Genomic DNA, 24,804 nt, shown 5'->3' with positions numbered 1-24,804 from the left:
CCCCGCCCGGTTCCGCGGGGCGCCCCCGACCCGAGGAAACCGAGGAGGCCGTATGACCGAGGAGGCCGCATGACCACGGACGCCGTGCGCGACGGGCAGTCGCGCTCGCAAGAGGAGGGGCTCCGCGCCGAGGCGGAGGCGCTGGCCCGGGTCGCGGGACGGCTGCTGGCCCAGGCGGCCCGACTGGCGGACCGGCCCCACGTGCCCGGCTGGTGCGTGCCGACCCTCCGCCAACAGGCGGACTCCTGCCGGACGGCCGCCGACGACCTCCGTGCCGCCGCGTCCAGCCTCGGCAGGCACGCGCGACGCGCGGGAGGCGGCGCCGACGGCGGTCCGGCGGGGGACGGCCGCGCGGCCTGACGCCGCCGGTGGGGCGCGCCCCGGCGGTCGGCCGTCGGGGCGCCCCGCCCGCGGGTCAGGGGGCGCGGAAGACGAGCGCGGTGTTCTGCCCGCCGAACCCGAACGACGTGCTGAGGGCGGTCCGCATGCGGGCCGTCCGGGGCCGGCCCGTGACGACGTCCAGTTCCGCGCCCGCTTCCTGGCGCCGCAGGTTGGCCGTCGGGGGGATCACGCCGTGCCGCAGGGTCAGCGCGGTCAGGGCCGCCTCGATCGCGCCCGCGGCTCCCAGCGCGTGGCCGATGACGCTCTTGTTGGCGGTGACCGGCGGGTCGTGCGCGAAGAGGCGGCGCAGCAGCCGCGCCTCGGTGACGTCGTTGAGCGGCGTGGAGGTGGCGTGCGCGTTGACGTGGTCGACGTCCCCGGGGGCGCAGCCGGCGTCGTCGAGCGCGGCCAGCACCGCCGTCCGCGCGCCCCGGCCCTCCGGGTGGGGGGCCGCCGGATGGTGGGCGTCGGCGCTCGCCCCGTACCCCGCCAGGTAGCCGTGGACGTCGGCGCCGCGCCGGTGCGCGTCCTCGGCCCGTTCGAGCACCAGGACGGCCGCTCCCTCGCCGGGGACGAACCCGTCCCGTTCGGTGTCGAAGGGCCGGGAGGCGGTGGCGGGGTCGCCGCGGCGCGACGACATGGCCCGCATCTGGATGAAGCACGCGGCCGTCATCCGGCTGCGGGCGGACTCGCTCCCGCCGGCGAGGACGACGTCGCAGCGGCCGCTCCGCAGGAGGTCCAGCGCCACCCCCAGGGCGGTGGCCCCGGAGGCGCAGGCGCTGCTGGTGGTGAAGTTCACGCCGTGCGCGCCCAGGTCGAGTGCCACCTCCGCGGCGGCCATGCTGGGTACGCTGCGCGTGATCTGGAGGGGGGAGACGCGGTCGCTGCGGTTATCGCGCAGGAGCCGGAAGGGCTCCTCGTACGTGTGCAGGCTGTTGCTGCCCACGCCGAGCACGACCGCGACGCGTTCGCTGCGCCACTCCCCCGGGTCCAGGCCGGCGTCGCCCACCGCCTGGCGCGCGGCGACCACCGCCATCTGGGCGTACGGGTCGAGGCGGCGCGTCACCGCGTGGCCGAGCAGCGCACGGACGGGGTAGTCGGGGACCGCGCAGGAGAAGTCGGTCCGCAGCCCTTCGAGGACGGGGTCGGGTCGCGCCGTCGACTCGCCGCGGAGCATGACCTTCCACGTCTCGTCGGCGCAGACCCCCGCCGGGGACAGGAGTCCGATGCCGGTGACGGCGGCGTCGCGGTTGCTCGGGTCCAACGGGACACCTCCGGCGGGCGGGAAGACGGGGTCGGTGGCCACCGCTGGTCTGCACGGGGTCCTCGGGGCGTCGGCGCGCGGGGACGGCCGGCGCTCGTGCAGGCGGGTGATCGGACGGTCCTTGCTTATCACCCCGCCCGCCTGTCGCGGTGCCACCGGATCACCGCGACACACCGGCCGGCCACGTCATTCACTCCGTCGTGCGACCACCGCGGGACCGGGCACCGCCGGCGGCGCGGCAGCCGCCGTCCGGGTCGGCCGGTACGCGGCGTCGTGCGGCGAGCCGGCTCCGGTCCGGCCAGCGGACGTCATGGGCCCACCCGAGGCGTTCGAAGAGCCGGATGAGTGCCGCGGTGGCATCGAACTGGCCCCGCAGAGCACCGTGCCGGGCGCTGGTCGGGTCCGCGTGGTGCAGGTTGTGCCAGCCCTCGCCGAAGGTGAGCAGGGCCACCCAGCGCACGTCACGCGACTGGTCCCGGCTCGCGTAGTGCTGCGGGCCGAAGGCGTGGGCGACGGAGTTGACCGACCAGGTGACGTGGTGGACGACGGCGTAGCGGACGAGGCTCCCCCAGAAGAACGCGGTGGCGGCCCCGTGCCAGGACATGGTCCACAGCCCTCCGACGAGGGGCGGCAGGGCGAGCGAGACGGTCAGGGTGAGCCCGTACCAGCGGTCCAGGCGGCTGATGACGGGGTCGTTGAGGATGTCCGGGGCGTAGCGGGCGATGTTCGCGCGCCGCCGTCGTGCGAACCAGCCGACCTGCGCGTGCCAGAGCCCCCTGAGGAGGGCCCGGCGCCCGGTGCCGAAGGCCCACGGCGAGTGCGGGTCGCCCTCCCGGTCGGAGAACTGGTGGTGGCGGCGGTGCTCCGCGACCCACAGGGAGACCGGGCCTTCCATGGCCATGCCGCCGGCCAGCGCCAGGGCGACGCGCAAGGGCTGTTTCGCCTTGAAGGACAGGTGGGTGAAGTGACGGTGGTAGCCGGTCGAGATGCCCGCGATCGAGATCGCGTACATGCCCAGTCCGAGCGCGATGTCGAGGGGGCCCGCCCCCCATTCCCACGCGGCGGGGAGGGCGGCGGCGAGGACGACGAAGGGCAGGACGACGATCCCCACCAGGTAGCCGGTGTACTCCGCGCCGGTGACCGGGACGGTGACGGCCGGGGGTCCGGCGGGCAAGGCGCCCGTCCCCCCGCCGGCCGTGGCCGTCACCGTGCTCCCCCGGCGCGTCCGCCCCGGTCCGAAGCCCGCGCCCCGGCCCGCTCCTCCGGCGTGGGGGCCCCGCGCGCCGGGCGGACGGGGGGCGGTTCGCCTTGTCGGAACATGCTGTCTGGCCTTCCTGTCGCTGCCGGGGCCGGTCCCCGGCCCCCATGCTGGGCGGTCGGCCGCGCGGGAGGGCGGCGGCGCGCGGCCGTGTCTCTGGAAGGAGCAGGCCGTTCACGCGGCCAGCGTGACCGGGGTGCGCGAGGAGGACCGGTGTGCCGTAATGGGAGGGATCCCGTCGGCGGCCTTCCGTGCCGCCCTGCCACGTCTGGGTGGGCCCATGGACTTCCTTGCGGCGTACGACGCCATTCCGGAGAGCGACGCGGCACGGCGTGTCGCGCTGCTCCGGCAGCGCATGAAGGGCGACGGGCCGGCCCTCTTCCGGGAGTTGCGCGCCGCCCGCCCGGTGTTCGCCACCCCGGTCGGCGTCTTCGTCACCCGAATGCCGGACGTGGTCGAGGTGCTGTCCACCCCGGACGTGTTCACCGTGGGCGTGTACGGGCCGACGCTGGAGGAGGCCCTGCACGGGCCGTTCATGCTGGCCCGTGACGGCGCCGACGTCCACTGGCACGACCGGGGCCACGCACAGTTGATGCTGCCGGCGGAGGACTTCGGCCCGGTCCGCCGGCTCACCGCCCGACTCGCCGACGACGCGCTCGACCGGGCGGTGGCGGAGGCGCACGGCCAGGGCCGTACGACGTTCGACTACATCCAGGAGTACGCGGCCCCGGTCGCCGCTCGCGTCGCCGTCGAGTACCTCGGCTTCACCGGTGTGGACGAGAGGACCCTCCACCGGCTCTCCCGCCGGGTGCAGTGGGCCGTCTTCGTCAACCCCGACAGGGACCCCGAGGTGCACGCGTCGGGGGTGGCGGCGGGCAAGGAGCTGCACGACCTCGTCGCCGCCGTCATCGAACGGCGCCGTGCCGCCGCGCCCGGGACCGGGGCGGACGGCGGGCCGCCGAAGGACGTCCTCGACCGGATGCTGCGGACCGTCCTCCCCCCGGGGGCGGAGATGGACGACGAGCGGATCAACCACCAGCTCGTCGGCTACCTCATCGGCTACCAGCAGAACGCCACCCAGTGCGCGGCGACGGCGCTGAAGGAGCTGGCGGCGCGCCCCGACGCGCTGGCCGAGGCGGAGCGGCTGGCGTCCGGGCCCGACCCCGCGTCCTTCGACGCCCACGTCTGGGAGGCGCTGCGCTTCCACCCCTTCGTGCCGTCGACACCGAGGCTGTGCGTGCGCGGCCACGTCCTGGCCGCGGGCACGCCGCGGGAGACGCGCCTGGCGGCGGGCACGGTCGTCCACGCGTGCATGGCGTCGGCGATGTTCGACGAGACGGTGGTCGAGGAGCCGTACGCCTTCCGTCCGGACCGCACACCGGTGCACAACATGGTGCTCGGGCACGGGGCGCACGACTGCGTGGGCAGGTACCCGGCCCGGGCGATCGTCCCGGAGATGGTGCGCCGGGTACTGCTGCGCCCCGGCGTCAGGCCGCTGCCCGGGGCCGACGGCGCGATGGACTACGCGGGCACCCCGTACCCCCAGCACTACACCGTGGCCACGGGGGGCGCGGCCCCTTCCTGACCCTTCCCGCCCCTTCCCCACCGGGGGGTGGGACGTCCGAAGCGCACGACCTCGCACGGGGTGCCGACCAGAGAGCAGGGCCCAGATGACCACCACCTCCCGCAAGGCGGACGCGCCGACCGGCGACGGTCGGGACCCGTCCCGGGACGGGCTGCGCAACCGCGTCGAGGCGCACGTGCTCACCCACTACGAGCCGTTGTGGCGGGCGGTCCAGCGCAACCGGTGGCTGCACCGCAGGACGAACGCGGTCCTGACCGACCTGGCCATCCTCAAGGCGCCTCCCCGCCCCAACCCGCTGAGCACGATGGCGCCCTACACCTCGTGGCCCTCGCTCACGGACCGGTCCTACGTGGGCCGGCACCTCCCTCCGGACACCGCCCCGCATCCGGGGCGCCCCGCGCCGGAGCGGGCGGCCGAGCTCTTCCGCCGCGAAGGCGCCGGGGAGACCTGCCACCGCTCGACCGCGCTCCTGCCCGCCTTCGCCCAGTGGTTCACCGACGGGTTCCTGCGCGGCCACGGCCGGGGCGGCGACCCTCGGCGCACGGACTCCCCGCACACCATCGACCTGGTGCAGTTGTACGGGGCGGACGAGGAGGTGACCTCGTGCCTGCGGGAGTTCGACGGCGGACGGCTGAAGAGCCGCGTCGTCAACGGCGGCGAGTTCCCGCCGCTCCTGTGCGAGAACGGGCAGATCAAGGCCCAGTTCGACGCCCTGAAGCCGGTGCGCTGGGAGGACGTGCCCGAGCCGCTGCGCGACACCGTGTTCGCGACGGGCGGCGACCGCGCGCACGCCCACATCGGCCCGATGCTGGTGAACGTGCTGTTCCTGCGCGAGCACAACCGGATCGCCGGGCTGCTGACCCGGGCTCACCCGACGTGGGACGACGAGCGGGTCTTCCAGACCACCCGCAACATCCTGGTGGTGATGACGATCCGGCTGGTGCTGGAGGAGTACATCAACCACCTGACCCCCTACCACTTCCGGTTCATCCTCGACCCGACGCGCACCGTCAGGGCGAGCTGGCACCGGGAGAACTGGTCGACCATCGAGTTCAGCCTGGTCTACCGGTGGCACAGCCTCATTCCCTCCAGCTACCGGATCGGCGGCGAGGAGGTCCCCCTCCTCCACACCCTGGCCAACGGCCGCATCGTGGAGGACCGGGGCATGGGCCCCCTCTTCGACGACCTCTCCCGCCAGCCGGCCGGGCGGATGGGGCTGTTCAACACCGACCCCCTGCTGCTGCCCACCGAGACCCGCAGCCTGGAGGTCAGCCGTGAGCTGCAGGTGGCGTCCTACAACGACTACCGGGAGCACTTCGGTTTTCCGCGCGTCACGGACCTGCGCCAGGTCTCCGGCGACCCGGTCGTGCGCGAGGCACTGCACGACCTGTACACCGACGTGGACGAACTGGACCTGTACGTCGGCATCTTCGCCGAGGACACGAGGCACGGCAGCCTCTTCGGCAATCTGCTGGGGCGGATCATCGGCATCGACTCGTTCTCCGAAGCCCTCACCAACCCCCTGCTGTCACCGAGGCTCTTCACACCGGCCACCTTCTCCCCCGAGGGGATGGAGATCCTGCGGCGGACCCGTTCCCTGTCCGACGTCGTCCACCGCAACCTGCCGGAGGACGACGGGCGCTACCTGGTCTCCCTGGGCACGAAGCACGCGAGGGACGCGGGGGACGTGCGGGGCGGCCGGGCGGTGTGACGACCGGGGCGGAGGCGCGCGCACCGGGCGCCCCGCACGGCCGGGGGCCGGTGGGGCGCCTCCCGGCGCGAGGCGGCCGGCCGCTCGTCAGCCCTGTGGGAGCCTGACGCACTCGATCAGGTAGTCCCCGTTCTCCGGGTCCATGGTGACGCCGTGGGCCTCGCTGTGGAACCCGGGGAACGCCCGGTCGAACGCCTCCAGGGCGCGCAGGTACCGCAGGAGCGGGCCGTCCGGGGCCCCGACGGACTCGCCGGGCATCAGCACCGGGATGCCCGGCGGGGTCACCGTGACCATGGCGGCGGCGACGCGCCCGGCGGCCTCCCCGAGCCGGAGGCGTTCGGTACCGCCCCGGATGAGCCGCTGGTAGCAACGCTGGGGCGGTTCCACGGGCTCGGGCAGCCGCTGGAACGCCGTGTCGAGGGCGCCGATCAGCTCGGCGTGGGTGAGGTGCTCGTGCATCTCCTGGCACAGGCCGCGCAGGGTGGTCCCGCCGTACCGCAGCGGGAACTGCTCGACGAGGGCGGGCAACACCTCCTCCAGGGGGGCGTCCGTGTCGTACAGGGCCTTGAAGTCCATCAGGGCGTCCATCAGGGTGCCCCACTTGCCCTTGGTGATCCCCATGGAGAAGAGGACCAGTGTCGTGTAGCTGTCGGTCTTCTCCACGACGATGCCCCGGTCGGCCAGGTACGACGTCAGGACCCGCGCCGGGATGCCCCAGGGCGACGTCTCGCCGGTGGCCGTCACCCCCGGGCAGGTCAGGGTGACCTTGATGGGGTCCAGCATGCAGTAGCCCTCGCTGAGGTCGCGGAAGCCGTGCCAGTCCGCGCCGGGCTCCAGCAGCCAGCAGGCGGGCTCGCCGCGCAGCAGTTCGTTGGGGGCGTCGGCGAAGGGGACGCGCTCGCCGGTGGCCGGGTCGGTGACGGCGTCGGGCTGCCAGACCCCGAAGAACCATCCGGGGCGGTCCCCCGCGTCGGCGATCCGCCGGCCGGTCCGCACGACGGCCTGGCGGAAGCGGACGGCCTCGGTCACCGCCTCGTCGATCAGCCACTGCCCCTGCGGTCCGTCCATCATGGCGGTCGCCACGTCGAGGGAGGCGATCGCCGGGTAGAGGGGCGAGGTGGTGCCGTGCATCATGAACGCCTCGTTGAAGCGCTCGTGCTCGACGGGGGCACGGGGCGAGGACTTGACGTGGACCATCGCCGACTGCGACAGCGCGGCGAGCAGCTTGTGCGTGGACTGCGTGGAGAAGACGGTGGGCCGGTCGGCGCCGGCGAAGGTGTCCGGGCCCACGGCCATCCCGAAGCGCCCGGCGTACAGGGGGTGGAACCGGGCGTAGGCGAACCACGCCTCGTCGAAGTGCAGCCGCGGCGTGCTCGGGGCGAGGGCGTGTGCCGTCGCGATGGTGTCGTAGCACAGTCCGTCGTACGTCGAGTTGGTCAGCACCGCGTACTGGGCCTGCCGGGAGGCCGCTCCGGCCGCCAGCGGGTTCGCCGCGACCCGGGCGGCCACGGCGTCCGCGGCGATCTCGTTCGGCGGCAGGGGACCCGCCAGTCCGTAGCCGTTGCGGGTCGGCACCAGGTAGACGGGGCGGGCGCCGGAGAGGACCAGCCCGTGCAGTACGGACTTGTGGCAGTTGCGGTCGACCAGCGCGATCTCGTCGGAGGTGACGCTGTAGTGCCCCACCATGCGGTCGGCGGTGGAGTCGCCGTGCAGGACGAAGTACGTGCGGTCGGAGCCGAACACGCGGGCGGCGTTGCGCTCGGCGTCGCCGATCGGACCGTTGTGTTCGAAGAGGGACCCCAGCGCGCCCACCGAGATGGACAGGTCGCTGCGGAAGAGGCGCTCGCCGAAGTACTCGAAGAAGGCCCGGCCCGGCGCGGACTTGAGGAAGGCGACGCCACCGGAGTGCGCGGGGGTGTGCCAGGAGTACTCGTGCGCGTCGTCGAAGCGGCGCAGCGCCTTGAAGAACGGCGGCAGGAGGTTCTGGTGGTAGGCGTGGGCCGCCGCCACGACACGGCCGGCGATGAACGAGGCGGTGTCCTCCAGCGGCCAGATGTAGCCGACGACCGCCTCGGAGACCCACAGCGGCAACTGTTCGAGGTCGCGCTCGGACCCGTCCTCCATGAGCAGGAAGACCGGCAGCCGCTTGTAGCGCCGCTGGAGCTGGCGCAGGACCTCGGCACCGCCCTGGCCGTCGCCGGCGGCGCCCGGCAGGTCCCAGGCGACCACGGCCGCGGCGAGCCCCGCCTCCGTGTGCAAGGTGGCCCGGACGTCCTCGGTGCTGGCGGCCCACCGGGGCTCCAGCCCCTGGTTCTCCAGCTCTTTGCCGATGCGGCGCAGTTGCTCGGTGCCGACGCCTCCGCCCGAGGGGATTTCCCGCAGTGCCAGCAGAACAGTGCCGCCTGCCATGACGACCACCTCCCGTGATGCCGGTGTGCTCCTGGGCTGATGGCCACCGGTCCTGTGCACAGTGTCGGCGGCCGGGCGGAGACGGCCGCCGATCCTCCGGGCCGCTTCACCCGCCGGACGCGCGGCGCCCGGCGATTCCGGGCCGTGCGGCGGTTTCGGCTTAGGCCGGCTGCGTCAACCGCGTGTCGGCCGCGGTGGGCCGTCCGTGTCGGATTCCTCCCGCCGGGCGGGTCCGGCGGGCCGGGATCGGCCGTCCTCGTGCACTCGCCGCCCGATCGGCCCAATCGCCGGGCGCCCGGCTTTCCCGTCCCCGGCCGGCGACTGACGCTGATCGCCACCGGGGCGCCCGGGGCCGGAAAGGAGACCTCGGATGGCGGTCAGTGCCTCCACCCGCACGAGAACCCTGCTGCTCACCGTCGGAGCGCTGCTCCTGGTGGCCCCGGTGGGCGGTTGGTCGCCGGCCTCCTGGACCTCGCGGGCCGTCGCCGACGGAGTGGGGCCCCGGGCGCTCGACCTCTCCGTGACCGTCAACACGCGGCCGGGGCGGGAGGCGGAGCGCACCGGGGTCCGGGTCGGGGACATGGTCGTCAAGGAGTACCGGCTGACCAACCGTTCGGGTGCGGACCTGCACCGGGTCACGGTCACCGACCCCGCCGTCCCGGAGGCCGCCCTGCACTGCCCGGAGGGCCAGGGCTTCGGCATGCGGGGGCTGACCACCGTCACCTGCGTCTCGCGGGTGAGCGCCGCGCCCGGGGTGCAGACGGCCACGGTGGTCGCGCGGGGGGAGATCCCCTCGCTCGGCATGGAGACCCTCGCCTCCGCGGACGCGGGATACCAGGGCGTGGCCGGCGCCCTGGCGCTCGACGTCGCCGTCAACACCGCCGCGGGGCCCCTCCCGGTGGTCCAGTACACGATCACCAACCAGGGCAACAGCACGGTCTACGACGTACAGCTCACCGACCAGGCCCTGGGGCAGTCCCCGGTCGTCTGCGACGGCCAGCCGGCCCCGCCGCAGGCTCTGGCCCCGGGTGCCGCCGTCGTCTGCACCGCCACCGTGGCCGGTCTCCAGCCGGGTGTCTACCCCAGCACGCCCGAAGTGCGGGGCAGCGACTTCCTGTCCACTCTCGGCTCGACCGGCGGGCTCGTCGCGGCTCCGCCCCTGGTGGCCGGCGCGGCACCGCTCTTCCCGGCACCCGCCGGCCCGAGCGCCGCTCCGCCCGCTCCTGCGGCGCCTGCGGTGCCGGGGGCGGCGGCGGCCGTGCCCGGAGCCGTGCCCGGCACCGCCGCCGAGGCCGCTCCCGGGGCCGCCGCCACAGCCGCCCCCGGAGCCGTCCCCAGCGCCGCCCCCGGAGCCACCGCAGCCGCCCCCGAGGCCGCCGCGACCGTTCCCGGTACCGCCGCGGCCGTCCCCGAAGCCCCTCCCGGCGCCGCCGTCGAGGCCGCCCCCGAAGCCGTCCCCGGCACCACCCCTGAGCCCACCCCCGAGGCCACTGCCGAAGCCGTCCCGGAGGCCACCCCCGAGGCCACTGCCGAAGCCGCCCCGGAGGCCACCCCCGAGGCCACTCCCGAGGCCGCGCCGGGCCCGGCACCGGCACCCGCGCCGGGCGCCACCGGCGCGGTACCCGCGCCGGGTTCGTCGGACGACGCCGCCCTGGCGCTTCCGCCCCCCGCCGGGCTGGTCCCTCCCGGGGAGCTGGAACGCCGGGAGCCGCGCACCCCCTCGGCCGCCGGTACCACCCCGCCCCCCGGAAAGCGCGTCGAACCCCGCCCCTCCGAGAGTCCCACGAGCGCGTACCTGCCCCCGCGGGCGGACGAGGCGCCCCGGCGGGACAGAACGCTCAGCCCCCTCATGTCCCTGCTGCTCCTGCTTCTGCCCGCGGTGGTGCTGATCGTGCTGGCGGGGCGCCGGCTGTGACCACGCGGCCGTTCCGCCACCCGTGCGAGGAGTCGTCATGAGCCACGCCTTCGAGGCACTGGCCCTCGGTCTGCTGGTCGCGCTGCTCGTCGCGGCAGCGATCCTCGTCTGGCGCCGCTTCCACCGCGCCGCCGACGGGGACGAGGAGGGCGGGGACGCCGCCGAATACATGTCGATGATGATCGCCCTGCTGTACGCGCTGCTCCTCGGCCTGTCCCTGGTCAACGTCTGGGAGATGAGGAGCGCGGCCGAGGGCCACACCTCCACCGAGGCGGGTGCCCTGCACCAGATGACGGTCCTCTCCGAAGGCATGCCGGCTTCCCGGGCCGCGCGGATCGACGCCCTGGCCGAGCGTTACGCCGCCCATGTGGTCCAGTACGAATGGCCGCGGATGCAGCAGCACGAGCAGCCGGGCGAGCCCGGCTGGTCGCTGGTGCGGCAACTGCGCGCGGCGGCCGCGGCCCCGGCCGACGCTCCCCCTCCCCAGCAGGCGACGGCCGCGGAACTGCTCGGCCAGCTCGCCGTGCTCGACGACGCCCGCCGGGGCCGGGAAGCGGTCTCGCAGGAGACGCTGTCACCGTTGCTGTGGGCCGGGATGACGGTCGGGGCGGTCCTCTCGTTCTGGATCCTGTTCTTCTACGGAATCGGACGCGGGATCAGCAACCTGGTGATGGTGATGGGCATGGTCCTGCTGACCGTGTTCCTCGGGCTCCTCATCCACTACCTGGCCACCCCCTTCGGGGAGACGATGGGGGTGAGCCCCGATGCGTTCACGCGCTACTTCCCCGAGTCGGCCGGAACCGCCCCGGAGGGGTAGCCGGGAACCGAACCGGTCCGGACCGGGGGCGGCGCCCCGGTCCGCCGTCGGAGGGGCGCCCCGGGGCCTGCGGAGACGTCGGCGGGGCCGGGGCGGCTTCCCCGTCCGGAGGGGCTCTGCCCGGCCGCCGCGCCGGTTGCGGTCGAGCGGACTCGCCACCGGCGCCCGGAGGACGTCCCACGGGCATGGGTTCTCGCCCTTCGCCCGCGAGACGACCCGGGCGGTCGCCGTACGCCTGCACCGCCCGGCCGGAAGGGGGTGGGCGCGGAACGACGCGCCCGCAACCGGCGGGGCGGCGGAGACCCGCCGGTGTCGGAGCCTGCGGTGCCGCGCGGCACCGCCGCTCCCGGGTCGGGCCGCGCCGGGGGCCTTCCCTCCCCGGCCGTCCGGGGGCGCTTCCCCGCGCCCGGACGGCGCCGGGCTCCGTCCCGCACGGGCGCGGGGGTCACGGCTTCGCGGCCGGTTCTCCCGTGCGGGACCGCGGGGCCGCTCCCCCCTGCCTCGTGTCTCACTCCATCCGCATGTGCAGGCGCAGGACGAGGCCCCGTACCGACGCGCGGATCTCCACCAGATCACACAGCTGATGCATGATCCACACGCCTCGGCCGCCGGTCGGCGCGTAGGGATCGGGGCGGCGACGGCCCGTGAGGGGATCGGCGAGGCGGCCCCCGTCGCTGATCTCCGCGACGAGTTCACCGGCGTCCCTCCACATGCGCAGGGACCCGCTGCCACCGCCGTGGCGCACCGAGTTGCTGATCGCCTCGCTGACGGCGAGGAGCCAGTCCGTGCGACGCGCCGGCGACAGGCCGGTGGCCGCCGCCCAGCGGTCGGCCTCGTCGCGCGTGGGCGCCAGGTCCTGCTCGCCGAACGGGACGACGACGGCGTCCGCCGGCTCGGGCAGCGGGGTGTCGCAGTCGCGGCAGACGTCGTGCGGATCGGCGTAACGGGAGCTGGCGCGGTAGGCCCCCGGGGCACCGACGACCGGGTGGGTCCGGTACGCCTGTGCCAGCACGTCCTCGGGCAACGCGATGTCGTAGGGGCACAGGATGCTGGCCCGGCGCCCCTCGAAGGCGAGGTTGATCAGCGCCTCGTGGCGGGTCGCCTCCCACGTCTCCGCCGGCGTGCGCCCGACCCAGATCGGCTCCCCCACGATCGACACCGGAGCGGACGCGTCCTGGCGGTCGGCGAACTCCTGGAGCATCGACAGGATCCGCCCCGGGTTGCGCCCCGCGTCGGTCATGTCCACCCACGTGACGTGCTCGCGGGCGCCGTCGAGCGCGTCCTGCAGCAGCGGGAGGCGCCAGCCGGGGACGGCGACCAGCACGGGCTGCCCGTCGTCCAACGCGCCCCGTACGAAGGCCCCGAGGCCGTCGAGGTACTCCTCCTCGGTCCCGTAGAACAGCGCCGGGTGGAAGAAGAGGTCCTGCCGGCCCTCTTCGCCGGCCGATCGCATGGAGGTCGTCATCGGCCCACCACCTCCATTTCGGAACCGAGCGCGGGGAACAGCTCCAGCAGCCGTCGTAGCGAGGGGGGCGGCTGCCGGACGCGCAGCGGTGCTTCCCCGGGCCGCCCCGCCGCGGCGTCGGCCAGGGTGGCCAGTGACGCGGCGTCCAGGTGGCGCAGGGCCGTGAAGTCCAGTTCCACCCGCGGGGCCGAAGCACCCCTGACCGCGGCGGCCGCGGCGGCCACGACGCTCCGCGTGTCGTATCCGGCGGATCCGGACATCAGGAAACCGGGGCGGTCGGTCAGCGGGGCCACGTGCAGCGCCGGCTCGGCGACGGGGTCCCCCCGGTGCGTCAGGTGGGCGCCCGCCAGGACGTCCACGTGCGCGTCGGGCAGCAGGCGGCGGTCGTAGAAGCACCAGGCCGTCAGCGGCAACCGCTCGAAGACCTCGTGGTGGACCCGCAGCTCGTACTCCAGGAGCCGGTCGGCACCGGCCACGTCCCGCGCGGCCCAGGACATCTCACCGATCGCCCGCAGCCCCCGGTGCCCGCGGGCGGAAGCCTCCTCGACCGCGTCGTGCCACAGGCCGATCATCCCGTCCGGGTCGAAACCGGTGCCGGCGAGGTACGTCTGCGCGGCCAGCGACACGCACAGCTGCCCGCGGGTCACGGCGGTCCTCGCGTCGATCCCCGCGTCGGTGAGCGCGCGCAGGACCCGCTCGGGATCGGTCGTGTCCGCGAAGTACCGCACCTGCTCGCCCCGGTCCAAGCCGCCGCGGACGAACGCGCAGAGGTGCTCCGCCCACTGTCGGTCGTCGGAGAAGACCACACTGGAGTGGCGTCCCACCGCCGGCGCCCGCTCGGGCGGTGCGGCCGTCTCCGGCACCATCACCATGGTGCCTCCCCTCATCCCGTCCACTCCGGTCTTCCCGTCCATGGAAGCACGCCGGACCGCACGGTGGTCCGGCGTGTGGGCCTCAGCCTACTTCGCCGCGGTCGTGGTCGGGGGCCGGGCTCCGCCCCGGCCCCTCGCGCGCCCGTGAGCCGCGCCCCGCCGCACGCCGTCACCCGGGTCCTTCCGGGGGCCGGATCACCGCCGCACAACAGATGATCCACGTGTGCGGCACCTGCCGTACGCGCCCTCGTACCTGTCCGGGCCGGCCGGCCCTGCCACGAGGGCGGCGGCCGGCCCCGTCCCAGACGCCCGGGCATGCCGTCGGCCGGTCCGCGTGGCGGGTGCCTTCCGGGGTCGTGACCACGACCGCGTGCGGTGGACCGCCGTCGCCGCGGTCACGGGGCGCGGTGGCCGGCGCCGCCTCCCCCGGGCCGGGGACGGCGTGCCGGGGCGCACGCCGGTCGTCCGCCGCCGGCTCCCGTCACGGGTTCGGGCGCTGCCAGGCGCGGCGGGGACCCCGCGCCGGGAGGGGGGTGGAGCGGGACCGGTAGACGACGTACGGGCGGAACAGGTAGCCGAGGGGGGCGGTGAAGGCGTGGACGAGCCGGGTGAACGGCCAGATGGCGAAGAGCAGCATGCCGATGAGCGTGTGGAGCTCGAAGGCGAACGGCGCGGCCGCCATCGAGTCGATGTTCGGCCGCAGGAGGAAGACGGAGCGGAACCAGGGGGAGACGGTCTCGCGGTAGTTGTGCTCCCCGCCGACCGTCCCCGTGCCCAGCAGGGTGGTGGCGAGTCCGGCGACCAGGGCCGCGACGAGGACGACGTACATGGCCTTGTCGTTGCGCGTGGTGGCCATGAACACGGGGCCGGTGGCGCGTCGGCGGTAGACGAGGATCCCCGCGCCGGCCAGGGTGGCGAAGCCGGCGACGCCGCCGAGGACGAGGGCCTGCACGTGGTACGCGTGCTCGGAGAGGCCCGCGTTCGTGGTCCAGCCCTCGGGGATGACGAGCCCGATCACGTGGCCGACGACGACGACGAGGATGCCGAAGTGGAAGAGGGGGCTGCCGATGCGCAGCAGCCGGGACTCGTACAGTTCGGAGGAGCGGGTGGTCCAGCCGAACTGGTCGTACCGGTACCGCCAGACGGTGCCGCCGACGAGGACGACGAGGGTGACGTAGGGCAGGACGCCCCACAGGAAGGTGTCGAGGGCGCTCATCGCCGGACACCTCCCGCGGGGGCCGAGCCGAAGGGTTCCAGGCCGAAGGGCTCCACGCCGACGGTCTCCTGGGGCGGCCCGGTGCGGGCCAGGCGCCGGGCGGCGGCCCGGTCCTGCGGGGAGGGGCCGGGCAGCAGGGCGCACACGGCCTCGACCACCGCGGTGTAGGGGGAGCCGGCGTCCCGCAGGGCCAGCCGGAGCAGCTCGACACCGGCGCGGTGCTCCTGGAGGAGGGCGAGTCCGTCGGCCAGGTCGCCGGTGGCCGCGTACTCGAGGACGACCGGCAGGTAGTCGGGCAGCTCGCCGTCGCCGAGTTCGAGGCCGTGGCGGCGGTAGCGGTCCTTCAGGGCGGCCAGCGACCCGCCGCGGCGGCGGGTCTCGCCGTCGGTCCACCAGGTCAGGTAGAGGCAGCAGCGGCGGCGCCGGTCGAAGGTGGCGACGTAGTGCTCGGCGAGGTCGCGCGGCGGCGCGGCCGCGAAGTGGTCGAGGAAGCGGGTCAGCGCCGAGCGCGCCGCTCCGGGAGGCAGCGCCGGCACGGCGTCGGCGACCAGGGGGACGCGGTCCCGGACGGTTTCGTCGGGATACTGCAGCAGGACGGCGGCGGCCTGGCAGACCACCGCGGCGTGGCGCTCGGCGATCACGGCTTCTCCTCGGGGTGCGGGGGCTCGGGCGGGAAGAGGCCCTCGGGGCGGCCCTTGCCGTCCCAGTTCAGCAGGTTGACGCGGGCGCCCGGCTCCTGCGGGTCCGCCAGGCCGCTGGTGGTCTGGCGTTCCTTGAGCGCGTGGAACGTCTCGACGGACACGGGCACGGGCCGACCCGACGCCTCCCCGAAGGGGCCGCTGCCGTACATCCCCGGGCCGCCTTCGAAGTCGAGGCTGCAACCGGTCTCCTCCAGTTGCCGGCCCTGCTCCTCGTAGGCGGTGGGGATGACGTAGCGGTCGTGGTACTTGGCGACGGCGAGCAGCCGGTAGAGCGAGGTGAGCTCGTGCCCGGTCATCCCGACCGCCTCGGCGACCCGCTCGTCGGGCGGGTCGCCGAGGTTGACGGCCCGCATGTAGGAGCGCATGGCGGACAGCCGCCGCAGCACCAGGCGGACGGGGTCGGGGTCGCCGGCGGTGAACAGTTCGGCGAGGTACTCGATCGGGATCCGCAGCGTGTCGACGGCGCCGAACAGGTTGTCGACGTCCTCGCCGTCGTGGCCGGTGTCGGTCAGCGCGTCGACGATCGGGGAGAGGGGCGGCACGTACCAGACCATCGGCATCGTGCGGAACTCCGGATGGAGCGGGAGCGCCACCCGGTAGTCCTTGATCAGGGCGTGGACCGGGGAGCGGCGCGCGGCGTCCAGCCAGTCGTCGGGGATGCCGTCCCGGCGGGCCGCCGCGATCACCCGCGGGTCGGACGGGTCCAGGAGCACGTCCAACTGCGCCTGGTAGAGGTCCTTCTCGTCGGCGACGGAGGCGGCGGCGCCGACCCGGTCGGCGTCGTAGAGGACCAGCCCGATGTAGCGCAGGCGCCCCACGCAGGTCTCGGAGCACACGGTGGGCAGGCCGACCTCGACGCGGGGGTAGCAGAACGTGCACTTCTCGGCCTTGCCGGTGCGGTGGTTGAAGTAGACCTTCTTGTACGGGCAGCCGGTCACGCACATCCGCCAGCCCCGGCAGCGGTCCTGGTCGACGAGGACGATGCCGTCCTCGGACCGCTTGTACAGCGCCCCCGAGGGGCAGGAGGCGACGCACGAGGGGTTCAGGCAGTGCTCGCAGATGCGCGGCAGGTAGAACATGTACGCCTGCTCGTACTGGAAGCGCACCTTCTCCTCGGCCTCGCGCCGGATGCGTTCGATGATCGGGTCGCCGTCGCACACCTCGGCGCCGCCGCCGAGGTTGTCGTCCCAGTTGGCGCTCCACTCCACGCGCATCGGCTCGCCGGAGATCAGCGACTTCGGCTGCGCGACCGGGAAGTCGTCGGAGAGCGGTGCGGTGGTGAGGTTCTCGTAGTCGTAGGTCCAGGGCTCGTAGTAGTCGCGGATGTGCGGGAGCACCGGGTTGGCGAAGAGGGTGAACAGCTTGCGCACCCGTCCGCCGGCCTTGAGCCGGAGACGGCCGCCGCGGGTGCGGACCCAGCCGCCCCGCCACCGCTCCTGGTCCTGGTAGCGCCGCGGGTAGCCCTGTCCGGGCCGGGTCTCGACGTTGTTGAACCAGACGTACTCGACGCCGCTGCGGTTGGTCCACGCCTGTTTGCAGGTGACCGAGCAGGTGTGGCAGCCGATGCACTTGTCGAGGTTCATCACCATGGCCAGTTGCGCCATGCAGCGTCCGATCGGCTTGTCGTCCGGCATCAGTACGTCACCTCCTGGGAGCGGCGGCGGATCACGGTGACCTCGTCGCGCTGGTTGCCCGTGGGGCCGAGGTAGTTGAAGGCGAACGACAACTGCGCGTACCCGCCGATGAGGTGGGTGGGTTTGACGAGGATGCGGGTCAGGGAGTTGTGGATGCCGCCGCGCCGCCCGCCGGTCTCGGCGACGGGGACGTTCACGACGCGTTCCTGCACGTGGTAGACGAAGACCGTGCCGGTGGGCATGCGGTGCGAGACGATGGCGCGCAGCACCATGACGCCGTTGCGGTTGACCGCTTCGACCCATTCGTTGTCGCTGACCCCGATCGCCTCGGCGTCGGCCGGGCTCATCCACACGGTGGGGCCGCCGCGGGACAGGGAGAGCATGAACAGGTTGTCCTGGTACTCGGAGTGGATGGACCACTTCGAGTGCGGGGTCAGGTAGCGGACGGTGACCTGCCTGCCGCCGTCCGGGCCGATCCTGGGTTCCCCGAACAGCCGGTGCATGTCCAGCGGCGGCCGGTAGACGGGGAGCGTCTCGCCGAACTCGTGGATCCAGTCGTGGTCGAGGAGGAAGTGCATGCGCCCGGTGAGCGTGTGCCAGGGCTTGAGCTCCTCGACGTTGACCGTGAACGCGGCGTAGCGCCGGCCGCCGGTCTCGCTGCCGGACCACTCCGGGCTGGTCAGGACGGGCACGGGCCGGGCCTGGGTGTCGGCGAAGGTGATCCGCCGCTCCTCGCTGCCCTCGGCGAGGTGGGCGAGCGGGCGCCCGACGCGCTCCTGGACGGAGCGGAACCCCTGGACGGCGAGTCGGCCGTTGGTGGTCCCGGAGAGGGCGAGGATGGCCTCGGCCATCTTGGCGTCGGTGTCCAGGGCGGGCCGTCCGTCGCCCGCCCCGCCGAGCATCACCCCGTTCACGCGCCCGAGGTGCTCCACCTCGTCGTCGGGGTGGAGCACCAGTCCCTTGGCCGCCAGGCCCGCCTGCTCGGTGAGCGGGCCGAGCGCGACGAGCTTGTCCGCGACCGCCGTGTAGTCCCGCGTCACCACGGTCAGCGCCGGCATCGTCCGCCCGGGGACCGGATCGGCCGCGCCGTCCCGCCAGTCGCGGACGACGCCCAGCGCCTGGGCGGTCTCCCCCGGGGTGTCGTGCTGCAGCGCGGTGGCGACGACGTCGCGGCGCACGCCGAGGTGGACGCGCGCCAGTTCGCTGAAGCGCCGGGCGATGGCCGTGAACGCGGCGAAGTCGGAGCGGGTCTCCCAGGGCGGGTCGATCGCCGGCGTGAACGCGTGCACGTAGGGGTGCATGTCGGTCGAGGACAGGTCGTGCTTCTCGTACCAGGTCGCGGCGGGCAGGACGACGTCCGCGAGGAGGGTGGAGCTGGTCATCCGGAAGTCCAGGGCCAGCAGCAGGTCCAGCTTCCCCTCCGGCGCGTCCTCGCGCCAGACGACGTCGCGGGGGCGGCTCTCCGGCGGTGCCTGCTGGGCGCGCACCGAGGAGTGCGTGCCGAGGAGGTGCTTGAGGAAGTACTCGTTCCCCTTGCCCGAGGAGCCGAGCAGGTTGGCCCGCCACAGGGTGAGGCAGCGGGGCCAGTTCTCCTCGGCGTCCGGGTCCTCGCAGGCCCAGCCCAGCTCGCCCGAGACCAGTTTGCGGCCGACGTACGCGGAGGGGTCCTCGCCCGCCGCGTCGGCCTCGTCGGCCAGGTCGAGCGGGTTCCGGTCGAACTGCGGGTAGGACGGCATCCAGCCGAGCCGGGCCGACAGCGCGAGGGTGTCGGCGGTGTGCATTCCGGCGAGGTCGCCGCGGGCCAGCGGTGAGGTGAGCGCGTCGGCGCGGTACCCGTCGTACCGCCACTGGTCGGTGTGGGTGTACCAGTACGCCGTGCCGATCATCTGCCGGGGCGGGCGCTGCCAGTCGGTCGCCATGGCCAGCGCGGTCCAGCCGGTGAGGGGGCGGCACTTCTCCTGGCCGACGTAGTGGGCCCAGCCGCCGCCGTTGCGTCCCATGGACCCGGTCAGCATGAGCAGCGCGAGGATCGCCCGGTACGTCGTGTCCCCGTGGAACCACTGGCAGATCCCCGCCCCCATGATGATCATGGTGCGGCCGCCGGACCGCTCGGAGCTGCGGGCCATCTCGCGCGCCACCCGGATCGCGGTCCGGGCCGGAACCGAGGTGTGCTGCTCCTGCCAGGCCGGGGTGCAGGGCCGGCTCGCGTCGTCGTAGCCGGTCGGCCAGTCGCCGGGAAGGCCGTCGCGCCGCACCCCGTACTGGGCGAGCATCAGGTCGAAGACCGTCGTCACGAGCCGCCCCCCGACGCGCCGGGCGGGGACGCCCCGGCGCAGCACGGCGCCGTTCGCGTCCGCCGTGTCGAACCGCGGGAGGAGGACCTCGACGGGGTCCGCCCCCTCCCCGAGGAGCGTCAGCCGCGGGACCGTCCCGCCGAGGTCGAGGTTCCAGCGCCCCGTGCCGGACTCCGTCCACCGCTCCCCCAGCGTGCCGCCCGGGACGACGGGCTCCCCCGTGCGGTCGTCGACGAGCACCGTCTTCCACTGCGCCCCTTCGGTCGTCTCGCCGAGGTCGGAGGCCCGCAGGAACTTGCCCGGTACGAAGCCGTCGCCGCGGCTCTCCAGCGTCACCAGGAACGGCAGGTCGGTGTAGCTGCGCACGTAGTCGGCGAACATCGGCACCTGGCGCTCGACGAAGCACTCGGTGAGGATCACGTGGCCCATGGCCATGGCCAGGGCCCCGTCGGTGCCCGGCTGGGCGTGCAGCCACAGGTCCGCGAACTTGGTGTTGTCCGCGTAGTCCGGCGACACCACGACCACCTTCTGGCCCCGGTAGCGGGCCTCGGTCATCCAGTGCGCGTCGGGCGTCCGGGTGACCGGGACGTTGGAGCCCCACATGACCAGGTAGGCGGCGTTCCACCAGTCGCCGGACTCCGGCACGTCGGTCTGGTCCCCGAAGACCTGCGGGGACGCCACCGGAAGGTCGGCGTACCAGTCGTAGAAGGAGGTCATGCAGCCGCCGATCAGCTCGATGAACCTCGATCCGATCGCGTGCGACACCATCGACATCGCCGGGATCGGGGAGAAGCCCGCGACGCGGTCCGGGCCCCACCGCCTGATGGTGTGCACGTGTGCGGCGGCGACCATCTCGACCGCCTCGTCCCACGTCACCCGCACGTGGCCGCCCTTGCCGCGGGCCCGCTGGTAGCGGCGGCGGCGCTCCGGGTCGTCCACCACGTCGGCCCAGGCCAGCACCGGGTCGCCCAGGCGGGCCCTGGCCTCGCGGTACATCTCGACCAGGACGCCCCGGGCGTAGGGGAAGCGCACCCGGGTGGGCGAGTAGGTGTACCAGGAGAACGCGGCGCCCCGGGGGCAGCCCCGCGGCTCGTACTCGGGGGAGTCGGGGCCCACCGAGGGGTAGTCGGTCTGCTGGCTCTCCCAGGTGATGATGCCGTCCTTGACGTAGACCTTCCACGAGCACGAGCCGGTGCAGTTCACTCCGTGGGTGGAGCGGACGACCTTGTCGTGGCTCCACCGGTCCCGGTAGAACACGTCACCCTGCCGGCCGCCCTCCAGGAAGACCGTCCGCCCGTCGGGGGAGACGTCGCGCCGGGTGAAGAAGCGCCCGACACGCAACAGCGCGTCGGCGGCCGGGCCGTCGGACACGCCGCCACCGGGCCGGTCGGCCCCCGGGGGAACCTTGCCGTCTGTCACGTTCCGTCACCTCGCCTGGGCAGGGGCTTGAGAGACACTCGACCGCCCAAGCTACCCGTATGTGACGATTTCTTACGGTTTCATGACCTAATGGCGGTGGAGTGTCCCCCAAGCCGGTCCGGGCTCCTCCCGTACGGCAGGGACGGGACCGGGCGGCCCCGCCCCGGGGCCGCCCGGTCCCGGGGCACATCCGCCCCACCCCCACCACGGCGAGCGCGCCGCCACCGCCGGCCTCCGGCACACGGGAAGGACCGGACCCCCGGTCACGACGGCGGGGCGCGACCGCTCCTCGGAAAGGAGAACGCCTTGAGGCGCCTCGGCGTACCGCAATCAGGCCACGCCCCCGCTCCCGCGCGGCAGTCGCGGATGCTGGCCCTGGCCACCGTCGGCTTCACGGTCGGCTTCTGGGCGTGGGCCCTCCTCAGCCCGCTCGGACCGACGTTGCGCGAGGACCTCGGCCTCAGCGCGTTCCAGCAGTCCCTGATCGTGGCCGTGCCCGTGATCGTCGGCTCCCTCGGCCGGATCCCGGTCGGCGCGCTGACCGACCGCCTCGGCGCCCACCGGATGTTCCCCCTCGTCGTCGCCCTGACCATCCTCCCGGTCCTCTACCTGGGCCATCTGGCCGACTCCCTGGCCGGGTACCTCGTCGGGGGCTTCTTCCTCGGGCTGGGCGGCACCACCTTCGCCATCGGCGTGCCGTTCGTCAACGCCTGGTACCCGCCCGAGCGGCGCGGTCTGGCCCTGGGCGTCTTCGGCATCGGCACCGGCGGCACCGCCATCTCGGCGTTCACCACCGTGCAGCTCTCCGACGCCGTCGGGCGCAGCTTCCCCTTCGACCTCGTCGCGGTCCTCCTGGCCGTCTACGCCGTCGCCGCGCACTTCCTCCTGCGCGACCGGTCGGAGCGAGCCGCCCCGGGCGGCTCGCTCCTCTCGCGCACGGCGGCCGGCATGCGGATGGCGGTCACCTGGCAGCTCTCCTTCCTCTACGCCGTCACCTTCGGCGGCTTCGTCGCCTTCAGCGTCTACCTGCCCACGTACCTCACCACCGCCTACGGCCTCGGACGTTCCGACGCCGCCCTGCGCACCGCGGGCTTCGTCGTGCTCGCCGTCGCCGCGCGGCCGATCGGCGGATGGCTCTGCGACCGGGTCCATCCGGTGCCGGTACTCGTCTGGCTGTACGGCGCCATCGCCGCGCTGGCCTTCCTCGCGGCGTTCGAGCTCCCCCTGATGCCGTTCGGGACCCTCGCCTTCCTCGGGATGGCCGCCGCCCTCGGAGCGGGGTCGGGCGCCGTCTTCGCCCTCGTCGCCCGCCTCGTGGCCGCCGACCGGATCGGCTCGGTCACCGGCATCGTCGGCGCCGCCGGAGGACTGGGCGGGTTCTTCCCCCCGCTCGTCATGGGCGCGGTCTACGGGGCCGCCGGTGACTACACCTGGGGCTACCTGCTCCTGGCCATCACCTCGGCCCTCGCCGGCGTCTTCACCGCGACCGCCGTCCGCCGCCACACCCGCGCGTCCGCACACCCCTGAGGGGCCGTACACGCCCGAGTGCCCGCCTTCCCCGGATCCGCCGCTCCCTGGGTACGCGGTCGAACCGATCGGTTCCCGGCCGGCCCCGCCCCGCCCCGCCCGGCGGGGGCGGCCGGCGGCCGTCGGTCGGGGTGGTCGTGGCACGCAGGCGCTCGTCGCGGTCGGGCCGCCCGGGCAGCGGGGGAAGTCCGAGTCCGGGGGCGCGGGAAAACCGCGGCCGACGGATCCCGGAGACGAACCCGGGCAGGACCCGCGCCACCAACGGCCCGGCACCGGTCGGCCCCGACGGACCTCCCCACCGCCGCGTCCCCGCCGGGGAGGCGTCGATCCCCACGTACGGCGCGGTCGCGAGGGCTTCGGGGTCCGTCGTCGCACACGAACCGTCGAGGCCCCGCTGCACGCACCCGAAGACCTCGGTCCTGTTCGTCTAGGAGGGCCGGTGCGGGGTAGTCGGCCTCGTGAGAGCCGGACGGCGCTCCGCCGCCGCACGAGAAAGAGGTCGGCTCATGACCCACGCCCATGGCCCCGTGCGGCAGGCCCCGCTCCTGGCCGACGGAGTATCCCTGCTCGGAACGGGCGTCGCCCGTCCGGTGCCGTGGCTCCACGACCTGACCGACGGCCACGGCAGTGCCGGCTCCGCACCCCCGAACACCGCCGGCGACCGGCCGCGCCCCGCCCCGGGGCGGGGATGACCGCTCCCGGCGCACCGCCGGCCCGCGGTGGCGACCGCCCCATCGACCACTAGGAGAAACGGTGCCCCTCTCCCTCACGCAGCAGAGCGTGGAAGAACTCGGCGGCAGGAGCAGCGTCCTGGTCCGGCAGCGTCGCGACCACGCCGAACTGGACCGCCTCATGAACCTCTACCGGGCCGACGGCCGAACGGAGGAGGAGCGCCGGCGGACGCTGAAGGACATCGTGCAGCTCACCTTCAGCCACGCCTTCGCCGAGGAGACCGTGCTGTGGCCGGCGCTCCGCCGCCTGGCACCCGACGGCGAGGCCCTGACCGCCCGGGTCGAGGAGGAACACCAGGAGATCAACGACCTGGTCGCCGAGATCGAGCGCACCGGGCCCGCCGACCCCCGCCGCGACGTGCTCGTGGAGCGCGCCTTCGCGCTGATACGGCAGGACATCCGGGACGAGGAGGACCTGCTCCTGCCGCGGTTGCAGGAAGCCCTGCGCCACGACCCGAAGCGCCTGCGCGCTCTGGGCACGGCGTGGGAGGCCGTCCGCCGCACCGCCCCGACCCATCCGCACCCGGCGGTGCCCCGCCGGCCTCCGGGCAACGCCCTGGCCGGTGTCCCACTGAGCGCGCTGGACCGGGTGAGGGACGCGCTCCCGGCCGGCGCCCGGGCGGTCCTCGGCCGGACGGTCACGACGCTCGCCGCGGCGGCCGTGTCGAGGTGGCGTGCGGTCGACCGGTCACGGCGCGGTCGCTGACGCTCCGCCGCCGGCGGGTCCGTCCTCAGCCGCGCGGCACCTCGGCGGTACCGGCGGGCGACGCGCGGACGAGCCGTGCCGCAGGTCCCACGGCCCGGTTCCCGCCGGTCGGCGGGAAGGGCATCCTCCCGCCGGCCCCGGCGCCCCGCGCCCGGCTCCGCCCGTTCCCCCGCGCCGCCCCGCGCCCCGGCCTCTGGTACGGGGCGGGGGCGACCCGTACCGCCGGGAGGATTCCGCCGGCGGTACGGGCCGCCGGCGCGGAGTTCCCCGGCACCCCGCCGGGGCCCTACGGCAGGCGGCGGCTTGTCGGGCGCTCACAAAGTCCCATGAGACGTGTTTCTTCCCCGAAAGGCCCAATCCGCGACGTCATGACGCGCGCTCACCCGCCGCGTTTGCCATGGTGCGATGGGGGTGCGCAGCCGCCCGCCCTTCCACCCGCCATCGACCGCCCAGATGAGGTTGCGCATGGTCACGTCTATGGAGTCGTCCACTCTTGTGCCCGTGAAGGGGCGGGGTGTGGGGCGTATCGTCGTCGATTGGCTCACCACGACGGATCACAAGAAGATCGGGCACTTGTACCTGATCACGTCGTTCGGGTTCTTCCTCTTCGGTGGCCTGCTGGCGTTGATGCTGCGCGCGGAGTTGGCCCGTCCCGGGATCCAACTGCTCTCCAACGAGCAGTACAACCAGACCTTCACCCTGCACGGCACGATCATGCTGCTGCTGTTCGCCACCCCCACCTTCGCCGGGTTCGCCAACGCGATCATGCCGTTGCAGATCGGCGCCCCCGACGTGGCCTTCCCACGGCTGAACATGTTCTCCTACTGGCTGTTCCTCTTCGGCGGCCTCATCGTCGTCAGCGGCCTGCTCACCACCCAAGGCACCGCCGACTTCGGCTG

At 74.2% G+C, this 24,804-nt stretch carries 18 protein-coding genes; 9 read left to right on the top strand and 9 right to left on the bottom strand.

Features of this window, described 5'->3' with window-relative positions; translation table 11 throughout:
- Positions 1-69 precede the first annotated feature (69 nt).
- On the top strand, positions 70-360 hold the full coding sequence (locus AC07D6_RS25495) for a hypothetical protein (protein ID WP_479047996.1): 291 nt from the start codon (positions 70-72) through the stop codon (positions 358-360).
- Between the two features lie 55 nt (positions 361-415).
- Here AC07D6_RS25495 and AC07D6_RS25490 read toward each other — a convergent pair whose 3' ends face one another.
- Together AC07D6_RS25490 and AC07D6_RS25485 are read right to left on the bottom strand one after the other, a co-directional pair.
- Positions 416-1,645 carry a beta-ketoacyl-[acyl-carrier-protein] synthase family protein gene (locus AC07D6_RS25490; RefSeq protein ID WP_315880461.1) on the bottom strand — a complete coding sequence of 410 codons (1,230 nt, stop codon included), beginning with the start codon at positions 1,643-1,645 and terminating at the stop codon, positions 416-418.
- Between the two features lie 190 nt (positions 1,646-1,835).
- Positions 1,836-2,819, bottom strand: a complete 984-nt coding sequence (locus AC07D6_RS25485; protein WP_315880460.1) for an acyl-CoA desaturase — start codon at positions 2,817-2,819, stop codon at positions 1,836-1,838.
- Between the two features lie 364 nt (positions 2,820-3,183).
- Between AC07D6_RS25485 and AC07D6_RS25480 the strand changes: the two genes are divergently transcribed.
- Both AC07D6_RS25480 and AC07D6_RS25475 read left to right on the top strand, forming a co-directional pair.
- Positions 3,184-4,488 (top strand): cytochrome P450, encoded by a 1,305-nt coding sequence (locus tag AC07D6_RS25480; RefSeq protein WP_479047992.1) that lies wholly within the window; start codon positions 3,184-3,186, stop codon positions 4,486-4,488.
- An 85-nt stretch (positions 4,489-4,573) separates the two neighbouring features.
- Positions 4,574-6,199 carry a peroxidase family protein gene (locus AC07D6_RS25475; RefSeq protein WP_479047989.1) on the top strand — a complete coding sequence of 542 codons (1,626 nt, stop codon included), beginning with the start codon at positions 4,574-4,576 and terminating at the stop codon, positions 6,197-6,199.
- Positions 6,200-6,286: 87 nt separating this feature from the next.
- On the opposite strand, the gene AC07D6_RS25470 is transcribed toward AC07D6_RS25475, so the two are convergent.
- Complete coding sequence (locus AC07D6_RS25470; RefSeq protein WP_479047987.1) at positions 6,287-8,608, bottom strand: Orn/Lys/Arg family decarboxylase; 2,322 nt, start codon at positions 8,606-8,608, stop codon at positions 6,287-6,289.
- 370 nt (positions 8,609-8,978) lie between these two features.
- Between AC07D6_RS25470 and AC07D6_RS25465 the strand changes: the two genes are divergently transcribed.
- Positions 8,979-10,523 carry a DUF7507 domain-containing protein gene (locus AC07D6_RS25465; RefSeq protein WP_479047985.1) on the top strand — a complete coding sequence of 515 codons (1,545 nt, stop codon included), beginning with the start codon at positions 8,979-8,981 and terminating at the stop codon, positions 10,521-10,523.
- A 37-nt stretch (positions 10,524-10,560) separates the two neighbouring features.
- Complete coding sequence (locus AC07D6_RS25460; RefSeq protein WP_479047983.1) at positions 10,561-11,340, top strand: bestrophin-like domain; 780 nt, start codon at positions 10,561-10,563, stop codon at positions 11,338-11,340.
- Positions 11,341-11,848: 508 nt separating this feature from the next.
- Here AC07D6_RS25460 and AC07D6_RS25455 read toward each other — a convergent pair.
- From AC07D6_RS25455 to AC07D6_RS25430, 6 genes are all read right to left on the bottom strand, one after another.
- Positions 11,849-12,805, bottom strand: a complete 957-nt coding sequence (locus AC07D6_RS25455; protein ID WP_479047980.1) for an anti-sigma factor RsbA family regulatory protein — start codon at positions 12,803-12,805, stop codon at positions 11,849-11,851.
- Entirely contained in the window at positions 12,802-13,677 is an 876-nt protein-coding gene (locus AC07D6_RS25450; RefSeq protein ID WP_479047977.1) for an MEDS domain-containing protein, read from the bottom strand. Before AC07D6_RS25450 ends, AC07D6_RS25455 begins: the two co-directional genes overlap by 4 nt.
- A gap of 481 nt (positions 13,678-14,158) precedes the next feature.
- The gene (narI, locus tag AC07D6_RS25445) at positions 14,159-14,893 is read right to left on the bottom strand and encodes a respiratory nitrate reductase subunit gamma (RefSeq protein WP_315880452.1); all 735 of its coding nucleotides are present in this window, start codon (positions 14,891-14,893) and stop codon (positions 14,159-14,161) included.
- Positions 14,890-15,534 (bottom strand): nitrate reductase molybdenum cofactor assembly chaperone, encoded by a 645-nt coding sequence (narJ, locus tag AC07D6_RS25440; RefSeq protein ID WP_479047974.1) that lies wholly within the window; start codon positions 15,532-15,534, stop codon positions 14,890-14,892. The genes narI and narJ overlap by 4 nt, the downstream gene beginning before the upstream one ends.
- Positions 15,531-17,228 carry a nitrate reductase subunit beta gene (gene narH, locus AC07D6_RS25435; RefSeq protein ID WP_315880450.1) on the bottom strand — a complete coding sequence of 566 codons (1,698 nt, stop codon included), beginning with the start codon at positions 17,226-17,228 and terminating at the stop codon, positions 15,531-15,533. Before narH ends, narJ begins: the two co-directional genes overlap by 4 nt.
- Complete coding sequence (locus AC07D6_RS25430; protein ID WP_479047972.1) at positions 17,228-20,941, bottom strand: nitrate reductase subunit alpha; 3,714 nt, start codon at positions 20,939-20,941, stop codon at positions 17,228-17,230. Before AC07D6_RS25430 ends, narH begins: the two co-directional genes overlap by 1 nt.
- Before the next feature lie 366 nt (positions 20,942-21,307).
- Between AC07D6_RS25430 and AC07D6_RS25425 the strand changes: the two genes are divergently transcribed.
- The 4 genes from AC07D6_RS25425 to AC07D6_RS25410 all read left to right on the top strand — a co-directional run.
- Complete coding sequence (locus AC07D6_RS25425; protein ID WP_479048252.1) at positions 21,308-22,468, top strand: MFS transporter; 1,161 nt, start codon at positions 21,308-21,310, stop codon at positions 22,466-22,468.
- Positions 22,469-22,974: 506 nt separating this feature from the next.
- A complete protein-coding gene (locus AC07D6_RS25420) occupies positions 22,975-23,160 on the top strand; it encodes a hypothetical protein (protein ID WP_479047969.1) in 186 nt (61 codons plus the stop codon).
- 61 nt (positions 23,161-23,221) lie between these two features.
- Positions 23,222-23,905 carry a hemerythrin domain-containing protein gene (locus AC07D6_RS25415; protein WP_479047967.1) on the top strand — a complete coding sequence of 228 codons (684 nt, stop codon included), beginning with the start codon at positions 23,222-23,224 and terminating at the stop codon, positions 23,903-23,905.
- A 465-nt stretch (positions 23,906-24,370) separates the two neighbouring features.
- A partial coding sequence (locus AC07D6_RS25410) for a cbb3-type cytochrome c oxidase subunit I (RefSeq protein WP_479047965.1) occupies positions 24,371-24,804 on the top strand: 434 nt, incomplete at its 3' end.

This window comes from Streptomyces sp. NPDC045287, from assembly GCF_056432325.1.
The sequence above is the reverse complement of the archived record's forward strand: the minus strand, read 5'-3'. Positions and strand labels throughout refer to the sequence as shown.